General features: G+C 43.0%; 17 protein-coding genes. 15 read left to right on the top strand and 2 right to left on the bottom strand.

The features are described from left to right. The first annotated feature begins 11 nt into the window (after positions 1–11). The 7 genes from yidC (at position 12) to lepB (ending at position 6,913) form a co-directional block, all read left to right on the top strand. Positions 12–1,826 (top strand): membrane protein insertase YidC, encoded by a 1,815-nt coding sequence (yidC, locus tag ACFPFU_RS19940; protein WP_377067400.1) that lies wholly within the window; start codon positions 12–14, stop codon positions 1,824–1,826. Between the two features lie 220 nt (positions 1,827–2,046). Next, complete coding sequence (locus ACFPFU_RS19935; protein ID WP_377067398.1) at positions 2,047–2,730, top strand: metal-dependent hydrolase; 684 nt, start codon at positions 2,047–2,049, stop codon at positions 2,728–2,730. A gap of 6 nt (positions 2,731–2,736) precedes the next feature. Then, positions 2,737–3,516 (top strand): ParA family protein, encoded by a 780-nt coding sequence (locus tag ACFPFU_RS19930; RefSeq protein ID WP_377067396.1) that lies wholly within the window; start codon positions 2,737–2,739, stop codon positions 3,514–3,516. 15 nt (positions 3,517–3,531) lie between these two features. Then, on the top strand, positions 3,532–4,470 hold the full coding sequence (locus tag ACFPFU_RS19925) for a ParB/RepB/Spo0J family partition protein (RefSeq protein WP_377067394.1): 939 nt from the start codon (positions 3,532–3,534) through the stop codon (positions 4,468–4,470). A gap of 44 nt (positions 4,471–4,514) precedes the next feature. Beyond that, the gene (locus ACFPFU_RS19920) at positions 4,515–5,099 is read left to right on the top strand and encodes a DUF5683 domain-containing protein (protein WP_377067392.1); all 585 of its coding nucleotides are present in this window, start codon (positions 4,515–4,517) and stop codon (positions 5,097–5,099) included. A 2-nt stretch (positions 5,100–5,101) separates the two neighbouring features. After that, positions 5,102–5,824: a 4-hydroxy-tetrahydrodipicolinate reductase gene (dapB, locus tag ACFPFU_RS19915; protein ID WP_377067490.1), complete on the top strand. Its 723-nt coding sequence runs from the start codon at positions 5,102–5,104 to the stop codon at positions 5,822–5,824. Positions 5,825–5,836: 12 nt separating this feature from the next. After that, positions 5,837–6,913: a signal peptidase I gene (lepB, locus tag ACFPFU_RS19910; RefSeq protein WP_377067390.1), complete on the top strand. Its 1,077-nt coding sequence runs from the start codon at positions 5,837–5,839 to the stop codon at positions 6,911–6,913. A gap of 677 nt (positions 6,914–7,590) precedes the next feature. Here lepB and ung read toward each other — a convergent pair. After that, positions 7,591–8,253 carry a uracil-DNA glycosylase gene (gene ung, locus ACFPFU_RS19905; RefSeq protein ID WP_377067388.1) on the bottom strand — a complete coding sequence of 221 codons (663 nt, stop codon included), beginning with the start codon at positions 8,251–8,253 and terminating at the stop codon, positions 7,591–7,593. A gap of 73 nt (positions 8,254–8,326) precedes the next feature. On the opposite strand from ung, the gene apaG reads away from it, so the two are divergent. From apaG to rplI, 6 genes are all read left to right on the top strand, one after another. Next, on the top strand, positions 8,327–8,713 hold the full coding sequence (gene apaG, locus ACFPFU_RS19900) for a Co2+/Mg2+ efflux protein ApaG (RefSeq protein WP_377067386.1): 387 nt from the start codon (positions 8,327–8,329) through the stop codon (positions 8,711–8,713). A gap of 10 nt (positions 8,714–8,723) precedes the next feature. After that, positions 8,724–9,497, top strand: coding sequence for an O-methyltransferase (locus tag ACFPFU_RS19895; protein WP_377067384.1), 774 nt, complete (start codon positions 8,724–8,726; stop codon positions 9,495–9,497). Between the two features lie 252 nt (positions 9,498–9,749). Next, a complete protein-coding gene (locus ACFPFU_RS19890) occupies positions 9,750–10,670 on the top strand; it encodes a hypothetical protein (RefSeq protein ID WP_377067382.1) in 921 nt (306 codons plus the stop codon). A gap of 82 nt (positions 10,671–10,752) precedes the next feature. Continuing rightward, complete coding sequence (rpsF, locus tag ACFPFU_RS19885) at positions 10,753–11,124, top strand: 30S ribosomal protein S6 (RefSeq protein WP_377067380.1); 372 nt, start codon at positions 10,753–10,755, stop codon at positions 11,122–11,124. Beyond that, positions 11,121–11,372, top strand: a complete 252-nt coding sequence (gene rpsR, locus ACFPFU_RS19880; RefSeq protein ID WP_377067378.1) for a 30S ribosomal protein S18 — start codon at positions 11,121–11,123, stop codon at positions 11,370–11,372. The genes rpsF and rpsR overlap by 4 nt, the downstream gene beginning before the upstream one ends. A 41-nt stretch (positions 11,373–11,413) precedes the next feature. Beyond that, positions 11,414–11,857, top strand: coding sequence for a 50S ribosomal protein L9 (gene rplI, locus ACFPFU_RS19875; RefSeq protein WP_377067376.1), 444 nt, complete (start codon positions 11,414–11,416; stop codon positions 11,855–11,857). A gap of 46 nt (positions 11,858–11,903) precedes the next feature. On the opposite strand, the gene ACFPFU_RS19870 is transcribed toward rplI, so the two are convergent. Then, complete coding sequence (locus tag ACFPFU_RS19870; protein ID WP_377067374.1) at positions 11,904–12,152, bottom strand: hypothetical protein; 249 nt, start codon at positions 12,150–12,152, stop codon at positions 11,904–11,906. Positions 12,153–12,381: 229 nt separating this feature from the next. On the opposite strand from ACFPFU_RS19870, the gene ACFPFU_RS19865 reads away from it, so the two are divergent. Beyond that, entirely contained in the window at positions 12,382–13,368 is a 987-nt protein-coding gene (locus ACFPFU_RS19865; RefSeq protein ID WP_377067372.1) for a GSCFA domain-containing protein, read from the top strand. 5 nt (positions 13,369–13,373) lie between these two features. Beyond that, positions 13,374–15,398, top strand: a complete 2,025-nt coding sequence (locus ACFPFU_RS19860) for a thioredoxin domain-containing protein (protein WP_377067370.1) — start codon at positions 13,374–13,376, stop codon at positions 15,396–15,398. Positions 15,399–15,422 lie beyond the last annotated feature (24 nt).

Genomic DNA, 15,422 nt, shown 5'->3' with positions numbered 1-15,422 from the left:
ATTATTGAATTATGGATAAAAATCAAGCGACAGGACTTATCCTTTTCGCGGCGGTCATTCTGGTATATTCTCTCTTTTTTGCGAATCCGCCGGAACCGGCCGAACAGCAGACCCCTCCTTCACAGACAGAGTTAAGGTCTTATGATGAAGATGGGGAAGAGAACGGCACTTTCCGGACAGATGAAGTGGACAGTGTGACTGACCAAAGACTCCGTCAACAGTACGGTGTTTTTGCCGCTTTAACACAAGGTGTGGAAAAGGAAGTCGTGCTGGAAAATCAGGACATCAAAGTAATATTCTCCAGCAAAGGGGGTGAAATAAAATATGTGGAACTGAAGAACTTCAAGACTTGGGCCCAAAATCCCTTGATATTGATGGATTCCGAAAGCAGTACCATTGATTACCAGCTTAATACATCCCAGGGGAACCTGAGTGTTAACCGGCTTTTTTTCGAAGCATCCGAAAGGAGCTCAGAGGTGGATGGACAATCCGCCAGGCAGGTTGTCTTCACGGCCAATACCGGCTCAGGAAGGCTGGAAAGGGTTTATACACTTCCGGAGAAAGGTTTCTTATTAAACCATAGGCTGACCACAGAAGGGTTGAGCAATCAGCTGGCGGATCAAAATCTTACGGTAAACTGGGAAAGTAAACTGAAGCGGTTGGAAGGAGACCTCGAAGAATCCAGAAGGAAGACCTACATGAATTACTATACGGTTGATGGCTCTTATGATTACCTGACTACCGGTAATTCCGAAGATGCCGATCAGGTGAGCAAGCCGCTTAAGTGGGTCGCCTTTAAACAGCGTTTTTTCACTTCCGGTATTATCGCTCATGATAGTTTCCAAAGCGGAAACCTGGCACAGGATACGCCGCTGGATGAATCAGCGGAAAAGAACATGTATGCCACACTGGTCCTGCCCACTGATGGCGAAGTGAGCTACTATTTTGGCCCCAACAATTATAACATCCTTCGGAGAGTGGCCCCTGATTTTGACAAGAACGTGGACATGGGGTACTTTTTTGTGAGTTGGGTAAACAAATACATCATCGTAAACCTGTTTCACTGGTTGGAAAACTTCTTCGACAATTACGGGGTGATCATTATCCTGATTGTTTTCATCATTAAGTTGTTTTTGTTGCCGCTTACCTATAAGTCCTATATCGGCATGGCTAAAATGCGGGTGATCAAGCCTGAAATTGATGAGCTGAAGGAGAAGTACGGTGAAGACCAGGCAAAGATGCAGCAGGAGCAGATGAAGCTTTTCAGCAAGTTGGGGGTGAGTCCCATCTCCGGGTGTTTGCCGATGCTGCTGCAGATGCCTTTCCTCTTGGCGATGTTCTTTTTCTTTCCGAACTCCATTGAGTTGAGGCAGGAGTCCTTTCTTTGGGCACATGACCTTTCTACTTACGATTCCATCATTAATCTGCCTTTCACGATTCCTTTCTATGGCGCGCATGTAAGTTTGTTTACCCTCTTGATGACGCTGTCACAGTTGGCTTATACGCATTTCAATAACCAGCTGACCACAGCACAGGGACCAATGAAAAACATCGGTTATATCATGCCGGTAGTGTTCATGTTTGTGCTTAATTCCTTTCCAGCAGCATTGAGCTTCTACTATTTTGTTTCCAATATGGTGACTTTTGGGCAGCAGGCTTTGATCAAGCAATTTGTGGATGACGATAAAATCAGACAGAAAATCGAAGAGAGCAAAATCAAGAATGCCAACAAGAAAAAATCAAAGTTCCAAATGAGATTGGAAGAGGCCATGAAGGCTGCTGAAACAAAAAACACAGCGCCAAAAAAGAAAAGAAAAAAGATGTGATAAGTTTTCACAAAACGGCCGGAGGGACATGGATTACATGTCCCTCTTTTTGTATCGTAACTTTTTAATCCCAATCTTTGTCCTTAATAAAATGTTTTAAACCGTTTAAATTGAATGATTTATGGGTTGGATGAACCCTCATTTGGAAAAATTCCTCTCTGTAGTTTCGATTTAAATGATATATTTGTAAACCTTTCGTGAACTAAAATTGACAAAGGACATGATAGAATTGACTTATTTAGGACATTCTGCATTTATTGCGACAATTGGGGGTAAAAAGGTTTTATTTGATCCGTTCATTACACCTAATGAACTTGCCAAAGACATAAATACAGAGGATCTCCATCCGGATTTTATATTGGTAACCCATGGTCATAGTGACCATGTAGCAGATGTGGAAAGTATAGCCAAACGCAGTGGCGCCACTTTGGTCTCAAATTTTGAAGTGGTGAGCTGGTTTCAGGATAAGGGAATTGAAAACGTTCATCCGATGAACCATGGTGGGGCTAAAAAATTTGATTTTGGGAAAGTGAAATATGTTAACGCTATCCACAGCAGCACCCTCCCCGATGGAAGTCCTGGCGGCAATCCAGGAGGTTTTGTGGTTCAAAGCGAATCCCGGACTTTTTATTTTGCGGGGGACACGGCCCTTACTTATGACATGAAGCTGATAGCGGATGAGTTTGAAATTGATTTTGCCCTCATGCCGATCGGAGACAATTTTACAATGGGAATCGAAGATGCGGTGAGGGCCGCCGATTTTGTGGGCACGGACAAAATCATCGGAATGCATTATGACACCTTCCCTTATGTGGAAATAGATAAGGACCACGCAAAAAAAACAGCAACAACTGCCGGGAAAGAACTGGTTTTACTTAATATTGGAGAAAGTATCACCCTTTAAGAAATAATGGGAAAAGTAATAGCGATTGCAAATCAGAAAGGTGGGGTTGGTAAAACAACCACTGCTATGAACCTTGCGGCCAGTTTGGCTGTCTTGGAATATAAAACGTTGGTTATAGATGCAGATCCCCAGGCCAATACAACTTCAGGCCTCGGATATGATCCCAAAAACATCAGTACCAGCATATATGAATGTATGGTAAACGAAGATGAAATTAAGGACATCATCATCCATACGGAAATTGAGAATCTGGACTTGGTTCCTTCGCACATCGATTTGGTAGGAGCTGAAGTGGAAATGGTGAACCTGGATAACCGGGAGGAAAAAATGAAGGAAGTGATCCAGGAGGTACGGGAAGATTATGATTTTGTGATCATTGATTGTTCGCCTTCACTTGGCTTGATTACGATCAATGCATTGACAGCTGCCAACTCCGTCATCATTCCCGTTCAGTGTGAATATTTTGCATTGGAAGGTCTGGGTAAATTGCTGAATACCATCAAGATCATACAAACCCGCCTTAACCAGGGACTTGAAATTGAGGGGATTCTTTTGACCATGTATGATGTTAGATTGAGACTTTCCAATCAGGTGGTGGAAGAGGTCAGGATGCATTTTAAGAATATGACTTTCGAAACCATTATACCGAGAAATGTCAAATTGGGTGAATCTCCAAGTTATGGGATGCCGGCAGTCGCATTTGATGCTACGGGAAAGGGGGCGGTGTCTTACCTTAACCTGGCTAACGAAATTGCCACAAAAAACGGCATGGCTAAAGTAAACTGATAGAAGAAATACAGCATGGCTGAAAACAAAACCAACGTCAAAACCAACAAAAGCAGCAAGAAGAAGAGCGCTTTGGGGAGAGGACTGGGGGCATTGCTTCAGGACTCTCCTCAAAAGGGTAACGCAGAGACAGAAAAAGCCGCTAATCCCGTGGCCGGGATATTCGAGATTCCTCTCGGAGAAATCCAGGTAAACCCCTTCCAGCCACGGACACATTTTGATAAAGAAGCTTTGCAGGAGCTTTCTGAGTCCATAGCCGTGCAGGGGATTATCCAGCCCATTACTGTAAGGAGACTGGCTGACAACGAGTACCAGTTGATTTCAGGAGAAAGGAGATTTCAGGCTTCTAAACTTGCAGGATTGGAAAAAATCCCTGCTTACATCAGGACAGCCAATGACCAGCAGATGCTGGAGATGGCGCTTATAGAAAATATCCAGAGAGAAAACCTTAACGCCCTCGAAATAGCACATTCTTACCAGCGGTTGTTGACAGAGTGTGATTTGAAGCAGGAGCAGTTGGGAGATAGGGTCGGCAAAAACAGGACTACGGTAAACAATTACCTAAGGTTATTGAAGCTTCCTCCTGATATCCAGGCGGGTATCAGGGACCAGAAAATCAGCATGGGCCATGCCAGGGCGCTCATCAATATTGAGGATGTGGATAGGCAGCTTGCCATTTATAAACGGACTGTGGCCGAAGAATTGAGTGTGAGGAAAGTTGAGGCCTTGGTGAAAGCGCTTAACAACAGCGGGGAGGAAAAGGAGAGACCGGAAACAGGGACAATGGATCCTGTAAAAAAATATGAGATCAATAAACTGCAACAAAAGCTGGCTTCCCATTTTGGCACTAAAGTTTCTTTAAAGGCAGATGCTAAGGACAAAGGCGAGATCAAGATTCCATTTCACTCCACCAGTGATCTTAACCGTATTCTTGAAATTCTTGAATTGATCTGACCACCACCGTGAGCTTTGCCGGGTTTTTTATGGAGGGGGATGGAATGAAGCGGATAATAGTTTATAGTAGAAATACTATTGTAGTTTTTATTTTATTATTTTTGGGCATCTGTGAGGGGAATGCACAGGTAGAAAGTGATACGGTGGAAAGAAAGGAGGAGACGCTACCTGAGGAAACTTCTCCAAAATACAAGGATCCGAATAAAGCTTTGTGGCTGTCTCTGCTGCTTCCCGGAGCTGGTCAGGTTTATAATGAAAAAGTATGGAAACTTCCCATATTATATGGAGGAGTGATTACCTCGATATACTTTCTGGAATTCAATAATAGGAGGTATCAACGTTTTCTGGTTGCTTTGGATATCATTAGGGAAGGAACAGAACCTAATCCATTTCCCAATCTCAATCAGGACGGTATCGTGAGGAACGTTAATTATTGGAGGAGGAATAGGGACGCCATATATTTGGTGTTTGGCGCCATCTACGCTTTTGGGGCAGTTGATGCATTTGTGGACGCGCATTTGGCCGGTTTTGATGTCAGTGACGACTTGAGTTTTAAAATAGAACCATCGGTAGAACCAATTATGGCCTCCAGTGCCTCGGTGGGAATATCTTTGAAAATAAAATTTTGATGATGAACATATTGATTTTGGGTTACGGGAAAATGGGCAGGATCATTTCCCAAATTGCCGAAGAAAGAGGACATAAGATAGCAGCCAGAATTAACATAGAAAATGTAAGTGACCTGGAAACGCTGGACACCGCCAAAGTGGATGTAGCCATTGAATTCAGCCAACCGGAGGCAGCTTACGACAATATCCGATGGTGTTTGCAAAACAATATACCTGTGGTAAGTGGCACCACCGGCTGGCTTGAAAAGAAACCCGAAATAGAAAAACTTTGTGAAGCGCAAAAAGGTGCGTTTTTTTATGCTTCCAATTTCAGTATAGGTGTTAATATTTTCTTCAAAGTCAACCGCTTTTTGGCCAGGCTTATGAACGATCAGCGTGATTATCAAGTAAGCATGGAAGAAGTTCACCATACGGAAAAAAAAGATGCACCCAGTGGGACCGCCATTACATTGGCTGAAGGAATCATTGAAGAAATGGAAAAGGTTAAAACCTGGAAGTTGGTTAAAGAGGAAAAGGTTGAAGATCAGGAACTTCCTGTCGTAGCAAAGAGGATAGATCCTGCTCCCGGCACCCATATCGTCACGTACCACTCAAAAATAGACGACATTGAAATTAAACATACTGCCCACAGCAGGGAAGGATTTGCATTGGGAGCCGTATTGGTGGCCGAATGGATAAAGGACAAAAAGGGAGTATTGGATATGAATGATTTTTTGACCTTTTAATAAAACCGGAAAATGAGCAAAAAGAACCAGAGGAAATCAGCTATAAGAGAATGGGTGGATGCCCTTTTATTTGCAGTCATAGCAGCCAGCTTGATAAGGTGGTTGCTGTTGGAGCCATTTACCATCCCCACTGCTTCCATGGAGAAATCACTGCTGGTGGGGGATTTTCTTTTCGTGAGCAAAATGCATTACGGAACCAGAATCCCCAAAACCATTCTACAGGTACCTTTGACCCACCAGAAGATATGGGGGACGGAAATCCCTTCCTATTCGGATGCCATACAATTGCCCTATTATAGGTTGCCTGGCTTTTCCAGTATTGAAAGAAATGATGTGGTCGTATTCAACTATCCCGAGGAATATTGGCACCCTGCAGATCTGAAAACCAATTATATCAAAAGAGCGGTGGCCATTCCGGGAGATGTGATTGAGATCCGGGATACCCAGATATACATCAACGGTACTCCTACAGAAAATCCCGGGGAAATGCAGTTTTCTTATGACGTGATGACCAACAGAACACTGAATATGGAATTCTTTGACCGTTACGGCATCAACCCGGACAGCTATTATCCATTTTCTGATAATTCCGGATATTTCGTGTTTGCTACGGCCGAAATGGTAGAAGAATTGGAAAAATCGCCTGCGGTTTCTTCTGTGAAAAAAAGAACCAACAAACCGGGTCAGGGGGATCCGAACATCTTCCCCGATGGGGCATTTTTTGGATGGAACAAGGATCATTACGGTCCATTGGAGGTTCCGGCAAAAGGCTGGACCATCCCGTTGGATGAGGATAACGTCCGTAAATATGGCTATACCATCGAGAAATTTGAAGGACTGAAAAATGTGAATATAGAAGGCAATGATTTGTATGTAGACGGGCAAAGGCAGGACAGCTATACCTTTCGTCAGGATTACTATTTTATGATGGGAGATAACCGTCATGATTCACTTGATTCCCGGTTTTGGGGTTTTGTTCCCGAAGATCACGTGGTGGGCAAAGCCTGGTTTTTGTGGCTTTCATTGGAAAAACACAAGTCCATGTTCAACAAAATCAGGTGGAGCCGGTTCTTCAAATCCATCCATTGAAGAATGGATTGAGCCAATAAATTGTTGTTTTGAAAAAAACGGATTGATATGGACATTCAGGCAGAGAAATTGCGATTGATAGAATGGATTGCTGGGCTTAATGATGTCAAAATACTTAATGAGTTCATTTCTTTGAAGAAAAAAAAGAAGCGGACTGGTGGGATAAGATCGACGCGGAAGAGCGGGCCGAAATAGCAGAAGGTCTTGCCCAAGCAGATCATGACGAGGTAACTCCCCACAAGGAAGTGATGTCAAAATATAAAAAATGGCTTTAGATATTGTTTGGACCAAGCGCGTCCAAACAGGTTATGCAAAGATCATTGTCTACCTTGAAACCCATTTTACAGAATAAGAGGTCAGCAAGTTTGTTCGCCAGTCTTTCGGTTTTTTTGAGCTTCTCAGAGAGTATCCGGAGATACCGGAGAAAAGCCAAAAGCAACATATCGGCTCAAGCCAAGAAAGAAGCAAATCGAATTGATCAATATCCGTTTTTCCAGACAAAAGCCGTTGAGATGATTTTGTCATATGACAGGTCACATTCATTGCAATAGCATCCGTAAGGTCGTTTGTGACGATATTCCGTTAGCTTCGCTGTAATCGAGGCCGCTCTATTCAACCCCATCAGAGGCCGCAAAAGACCAATGCCCCACAGCAAAACGAAGACTTTCTATTTCCCGTTACCAAACTATTTCATTCATCCCGTTTTCCCGTAGATAGGCGTTGGCTTGGGAAAAGTGCCTGCATCCCAAAAAGCCTCTATGGGCAGACAGTGGACTGGGATGGGGGGCATAGAGCTTAAGGTGCCTGTTTGGGGGGATTTTGTCCGCTTTTCTTTTCGCGTAGCCTCCCCAAAGCATAAAAACCAGGTTTTCTTTTCTAACAGCCAGCTGTTCGATCACCGCATCGGTAAACAGTTCCCAGCCCTTGTTTTGGTGGCTTCCTGCCTTATGGGCTTCTACGGTGAGGGTGGCATTAAGCAAAAGCACTCCTTGTTTTGCCCATTTTTCAAGGTTGCCATGGGGCGGGATGGGAGTACCTGTGTCTTCTTTCAACTCTTTGAAAATGTTAACCAGTGATGGAGGAAAGGGGATACCTTCCTGCACAGAAAATGACAAGCCATGTGCCTGTCCGGGTCCATGGTAAGGATCCTGACCCAATATGATCACTTTTACCTGGTCAAAGGGACAATGGTGGAAAGCATTGAATATATCTTTACCTTTAGGATAAATGATTTTGGACCTGTATTCATTCTTTACAAAATTTACCAGATTTTCAAAGTAGGGTTTAGTAAATTCCTGGCATAGCATTTCTTTCCAGGTTTTCTCAATTTTGACGTCCATTTAAATAATATAAATTGGTATATTTGATTCCAAACCCTAAATTTCGAATAAGTTTTTGAAAGACAAAATCAAAATGGTAACTGCAATCACGGAAGGGATAAAAGTAAGCGTAGAATCGACTTATCAGCAGGAATTTTCCAGTCCTCATCAGCATCATTTTGTATTTACCTACAAAGTCACCATAGAAAACTACAGCCCAGCCACCATACAGGTGCTTCGGAGAAGATGGGAAATATATGACGCAGGTGAAACGCTTAAAATCATAGAGGGAGACGGTGTGGTAGGGCAACAGCCTGTTCTTGAACCAGGGGCAACCCATCAATATGTTTCCGGTTGTAACCTGCGGTCAGGAATGGGAAAAATGAAAGGTAAATATGAGGTGGAAAAGCTTATGGATGGGAAAATCATCGAAGTGGGGATTCCGGAGTTTCAGTTGATAGCTGATGTTTTTGATAATTAACCGGTTGCTATTGTTTTTTCATCTTTGGGAATATGGCAAATATTTTTTTTTACGGGAAAGCGCCTACAGCCTTCAATCTCCGTTCCTCTATCATTTATATACGTCACTTCTGAATTATAGAAAGAAAAATAAAAAAGGAAATCCCGTCCTGGAGGAAAGAAGAAGAGCACTGCGTCGGAGTAAGGAATATGTGCAGATAAAGGATATGGGGGCAGGATCCCGGTTTTTGTCAGGGAATCGGCGCAAACTCTCCTCGATTACACGTTATAGCAGCAGCCCGTTGAAATATTCCCTGCTTTATCAGTTTTTGTGCCGGTCCACTCCTGCGCACATGGTAGTGGAATTGGGTACCAGTGTGGGATTAAATACGGCTTATTTGGCGGAGGTGACCAAAGGGGACCTGTATACTTTTGAAGGGGCCGGTTCGTTGGTGGCGTTGGCCAGAAATTTGCTTGATGGGAAAGAGAATATACATTTTGTGGAGGGGGACATAACCGGTAACCTGCCCCTTGTTTTAAAGAAAGGTTTGCCGGTTGATTTTGCCCTTCTGGATGCGAACCATACTTATGAGGCCACGCTGGCGTATTGTCAGATGATATGGCCCTACCTGCATGCAGAAAGTATTATGGTAATCGGGGACATCCATTGGTCTTCAGGCATGAAGAAGGCCTGGGAAACGGTAAAAGACTTTTCAGGAGTGACTTTAAGTTTGGATTTTTTTGAATGTGGCGTGTTGTTTTTCAACCCATCAGTGCAGCGTGGTAACCGTATTCTATACTACTGAGGTTTTTTTTGGTATAACCGTTTTTTTATTTTTGCTTTGAATTAAGTAATTAGCTGATAATCACCGTTATTTGTGGTAAGATCATCTCTTTTTAAAAATGTATAAGAATTGGTCTAAAAATTGCATAATATTATGATTGTACTTTCTATTAAACCAGGGCTACGCTGCACTTGGATTGTTATCGGTTGGTTTTTGAATATCAAATAATAATATCTGTAATACACATTAGCCTATATTAAAAATTTACACATAATGAATGAGGAAAAGGGCAAGTCCGAAATAATCAACACGGAAAAGGGTAAAAATATTCTGATCATTGTCTTGATCTTGTTGGTGCTCATCAGTGGATGGCGACTTTTTTCGGATCATAAAGAAAAAAATCAGAAGAACGAAGAGATACTTATCCTCACGGAAGAAAACAGTGATCTGAATATTCGTTTGGATTCCATTACTTTTCAATTGGATCTTAGGATTCAGGAAATAGAAAAACTGGGCGGAAATGTAGACTCCCTGGTAGCCATCCGGGAACAATTGATCAGAGAGAGGAATCTCGAAAGAAGCAGAACTACCGAGGAAATAACCAAGCTGAACGCCCAAATAGACAGTTATGGAAAACTGTTGAAGGAAAAGGATTCCGATATTGTCAGATTGAGAGAGCAGAACGAACAGCTATATACAGAAAACAAAGAGCTGAAAAGTTCGAAGGCGGAAATTGAGGAGGAAGTGGTGAAGCTCAATATCCGGGCTGAAGAGTTGGTTGAAAAAGTGAACCTGGCAGCCAAACTCAGGGCGGAAAATATTGCGGTGGCTGCAGTGAATGCACGGGGCCGGGAAAGAGAGGATGAGTTTAGAAACAGGCAACTCTCCAAACTGAAAATATCCTTCCATATCGCCGACAACCAGGTGGCCCCGGCTGGAACGAGGGATATCTACGTGCAGGTGCTTGGGCCTAATGACCAGGTTATTTTTGATATCGCAAAAGGATCCGGAACTTTTGAAATCGATGGCAGGGAAGAATTCTTTACTGCCAAACAAGACATCGTGTTCAATAACACGAAGCAGCAGCTGACCTATTTTTATGAAAAGGAGTCGGATTATGCGAAAGGGGTTTATACCATTAGGATCTTTTCAGATGGGGAGGAGATTGGCAGCAGAACTTTTGAGGTAAAATAGGCCCACACTATTTTGTTGTTTGGATCAAAAACGCTAATTTTGCGATCTGTTTTTAGGAAGTTTAATTAAAAAAACAAAAAGAATGTTCCAAAAGAATTATGAAACGGTATTCATCCTTACTCCCGTTTTGTCTGAAATCCAGATGAAGGATACCGTTGACAAGTATGTAGGCTTGTTAAAAGAATTGGGGGCAGAAATTATTAATGTGGAAAATTGGGGGTTGAAGAAACTCGCCTATCCCATCCAGAAGAAAAGTACCGGGTTTTATGTGTTGGTTGAGTTCAACGCGGATCCTACTGTGATCAAGAAATTTGAACTTGAATTCAGAAGAGATGAGACCGTTCTCCGGTTTTTGACCACAGCATTGGATAAACACGCCATCGTATATGCTGAAAGAAGAAGAAAAGGGGAATTCAACAAAAAATCAGAAGCTAAGGAGGAGCCAGCAAAATGACATTAAAAAACGAACCGATCAACAGAGAACAGAACAAGAAAAAATATTGCCGGTTTAAAAAACTGGGGATCAAGTATATCGATTATAAAGATCCCAACTTCTTGTTGAAATTTGTAAACGAACAAGGAAAAATACTTCCTAGAAGGCTTACCGGGAACTCCGCCAAATACCAAAGGAAAGTGGCCCAAGCTATCAAAAAGGCCAGGCATTTAGCCCTGTTGCCTTATGTATCAGACGGATTGAAATAATCCTAAGATGGTTTCATTCATCCAATTAAATTAATACAATAATGGAAGTTATTTTAAAGACAGATATAAAAGGACTCGGTTATAAAAATGACTTGGTAGATGTAAAGCCAGGTTACGGAAGGAATTACCTGATCCCCCAAGGTTTCGCCGTTTTGGCTACTCCTTCCAATAAGAAAATTCTGGAAGAAAATATCAAGCAGGCTGCCCATAAGGCCGATAAAATCAAAAAAGAGGCCGAAGCCATTGCTGAGAAATTAGAAAAGGTAAGCTTGGAAATCAAAGCCAAAATCGGTGAATCCGGTAAAATATTTGGGAAAGTGACCACTTTGCAGTTGTCAGATGCCCTGGCAGAGAAAGGCATTGATGTGGACAGAAAGAAAATCTCCATCAGCCAGCCTGTTACTTCCGCGGGTGACTTTGAAGCAGAAATTGATTTGCACCGGGAAGTAAAAACCAACGTAAAATTCAGTGTAGTTGCTGAATAAGCTTTACTGCATATAGCTAAAAAAGCCAGGAATTTTCCTGGCTTTTTTAGTCTACAACCAACTTTTCCAAATCTGCTATCAGTTTTTTAGAAACAGCCTTGCTGTTTTCTTCTCTTTTTTCTTTCAATAAAGTCAGGGCAATAAGGGACTTCTCTAATAATCCTTCCGGATTTTTGTCGTGCCTGTAGCTCCCGAGACACCATTGCAGCTCTGCAGTCAATGTATCGTCGAGTTTTAACTTGTTCAGTTTTTCAATAGTGCTTTCAACGGTTTTTTCTAATACGCTTGTTTTCATGATGAATTTATTGAGTTAGGATGATTGTTAGTATATATAGGGCAATATTCAGTATTTATTTGTTATTATGCAAATAGAGAGTTTATTTATTAATTATTTAATAACAATGAATAAACATAGTTGATGAATTGATAATTAATTAAAGACCTGTGGGATGATTTTATTCTAACCTATTTGATAGCAAAGCCCTGTAATTTGTGCTAATTTTAATCTCTCTTTAGGATAAATTATGGAAGTGTTCAGAACTACATTTGAGATACCCGCATGTGAGAGAAAGATCTGCCATAAGGAGAAAGTGTTAAGCATCGGCTCCTGTTTTTCAGATATAATCGGCGATAAACTTCTTCAGGGAAAATTCAAAGTGCTGGCTAATCCCTACGGCGTGGTTTATAACCCGGTTTCCCTTTTTTCTCTACTGAGCAATGCTTTGTCGGATAAGGAATTTCCGGAAACCTTGGTGCTTGCCAAAGACGAAAGGTACTTTCACTATCAGGTGCATTCTGAAATCAATGCCTCTTCTCGGGAGGAATTGTTGCTGTTGTTAAGAGACACCCAACGGCTGGTAAAACGGTGCCTTTTGGAAGCAAGCCATGTATTTATCACACTGGGAACCGCTTTTGTCTTTGAGCTATTGGAACCAAAGGCCTTGGTGGCCAACTGTCACAAACAACCGGCCTCACGGTTTGCTAGGAGGATGCTCGAGCCGGACGAAATGATGGCTGCTTTTGAAACCTATTTCCAGTTGCAGATGGCGCATAATCCCAACGTGGAAATAGTGCTTACCGTAAGCCCCGTCAGACACATCAGAGAGGGAATGCTCCGGAATCAGGTCAGCAAAAGCCAATTGAGGCTACTTTGCCATCGTTTAGAGAAGGATTTTGAAAAAGTATCTTATTTTCCTTCCTATGAATTGATGATGGATGATCTCAGGGATTACAGGTTTTATAAACCGGACATGATTCACCCCTCCGGTCCGGCGGAGGATTATGTGTGGGAACATTTTAAAGCTTGCTACTTTGACAGCGGGACCAGCAAGCTACTTAAAAGGGTGGAAAATGTAAAACAAGCCCTAAGCCACAGACCTTTCAATCCCCGGTCAAATGCCCACAAGGAGTTCCTGATGAGATTGCTGGAAAAAATAACCGAAATGCCGGATTATTTGGACTATTCTGAAGAAATGGAAGCCATAGACAAACAAATAAAACAAACAGCATAACCGCCATGCCCAATCGACTGATCCACAGCAAAAGCCCCTATCTGTTACAGCACGCCCACAACCCCGTCGACTGGTTTCCCTGGGGGGAAGAGGCGTTGACCAAAGCGGAGAGGGAAAATAAGCCGATACTGGTCAGTATAGGCTATTCTTCCTGCCATTGGTGCCATGTAATGGAAAGGGAAAGCTTTGAGGATGCTGCAGTGGCTGAAATGATGAACGCTAACTTTGTCTGCATCAAGATAGACAGAGAGGAGCGGCCTGATCTGGACAATATCTATATGGAGGCGGTGCAGGTGATGGGATTACAGGGAGGATGGCCCTTGAATGTTTTCCTGATGCCCAATCAGAAACCTTTTTATGGAGGGACTTACTTTCCCAAAAAAAACTGGATCCAGGTACTTGGCAGCATTAGCCGGGCTTTTGTTGATCAACATGCGCAGTTATTGGAAAGCGCCGAAGGATTTGGGAGGAGCCTGAGTAGGGAGACCATTGAAAAATATGGGCTAAAGGAAGAGAAGGAGGGATTATCCAAAGCCGAATTGTTGAAAATAGGGGAGGACATTATCCGCGGCTTTGATCCGGAATGGGGAGGGCTGAAAAGGGCCCCCAAGTTTCCCATGCCGGCGATTTGGGCATTTTTATTGGACCTGGCCATTTTGAATGAGGACCCTGATCTGGGAGCAAAAGTACTTTTCACGCTGAAAAAAATAGGCATGGGAGGTATTTATGATCACATAGGGGGAGGGTTTGCCAGGTACAGTGTGGACAGTGAGTGGTTTGCCCCCCATTTTGAAAAGATGCTATATGATAACGGACAGCTGCTTTCCCTTTATGCCAAAGCCTATCAATACAGTAAAGATGATTTCTACAAAGAGAAACTGGAAGAAACGGTTACCTGGCTTGAGCGCGAAATGACTGATCCCGAAGGCGGTTTCTATGCGGCCTTGGATGCGGACAGCGAAGGGGAAGAGGGGAAATACTATACATGGACCCATGAAGAACTGACTGAACACTTGGCAGAGAATATGGCCTGGTTTTGCAACGTATATGCTGTAAAAAAAGAGGGGAACTGGGAACCTGGCAGAAATATTCTTTTTCAGACAACATCTTATGACGAAAACGCCCGGCAAGCCGGTTTAAAGCCGGATGAATTGAAAGCAAGGTTGGCCGGAATCAAAACACGTTTGCTTGCGGTAAGAGAAAACAGAATCAAGCCGGGCCTGGATGATAAAATCATCAGCGGATGGAACGGCCTTGCCATCTCGGGACTAAGCCAGGTGTACAAGGCCACCGGCAATAAGAAAGCTTTGGAAATGGCCCGCAAATGTGGGGAATTCATTTGGTCTGAAATGGTGGTGGATGGACGCCTTTACAGAAATTATAAACATGGCGAGGCCTATACCCCGGCTTTTTCGGAAGATTATGCCGCCGTGATCCAGGCATTCCTTGATCTGTACGGGACCGGGTTTGACGGGGCCTGGTTGCAAAGGGCTAAATTATTGACGGAGGGAGCGCTTCAGCGCTATTTGGACCGGACAGATCATCTGTTTTATTTCAATGACCCCGGCGCAGAAAAACTGATAGCCAATAAAAAAGAACTATTTGACAACGTGATCCCGTCCAGTAATTCCATGATGGCCAGAAACCTCCATCAGTTGGGCTTGTATTATTACCATGAGCCTTTCCAAAAACAGGCGAAAAAGATGTTGGGCCTATTGCATGGCATTTTGATCAAGGAGCCCGGGTTTATGGCTAACTGGGCCAGTCTGTATCTGGAACAGCTGGTGCCTACAGCTGAAATAGCTGTTGTAGGAAGAGGGGCAAAGCAAAAAGCATTGGGCTTACATCGTTCTTATCACCCAAATAGCGTGATAGCTGCTTCCGATACCGCGGATAAAGAGATACCTTTATTGTCTGATAAAACTGAAAATAAAGACGGAGAGGCACTTATTTATGTGTGCTTCAACAAAACCTGTCAAAGACCGGTCACGGCGATCGAGGAGGCTCTTCCGCAGTTGCCGAAGCTTTAACTTGTTTTTTTGTATAAATGAACT

Origin of the sequence: Negadavirga shengliensis, from assembly GCF_042652345.1 — a bacterium.
GTDB lineage: Bacteria > Bacteroidota > Bacteroidia > Cytophagales > Cyclobacteriaceae > Negadavirga > Negadavirga shengliensis.
The sequence above is the reverse complement of the archived record's forward strand: the minus strand, read 5'-3'. Positions and strand labels throughout refer to the sequence as shown.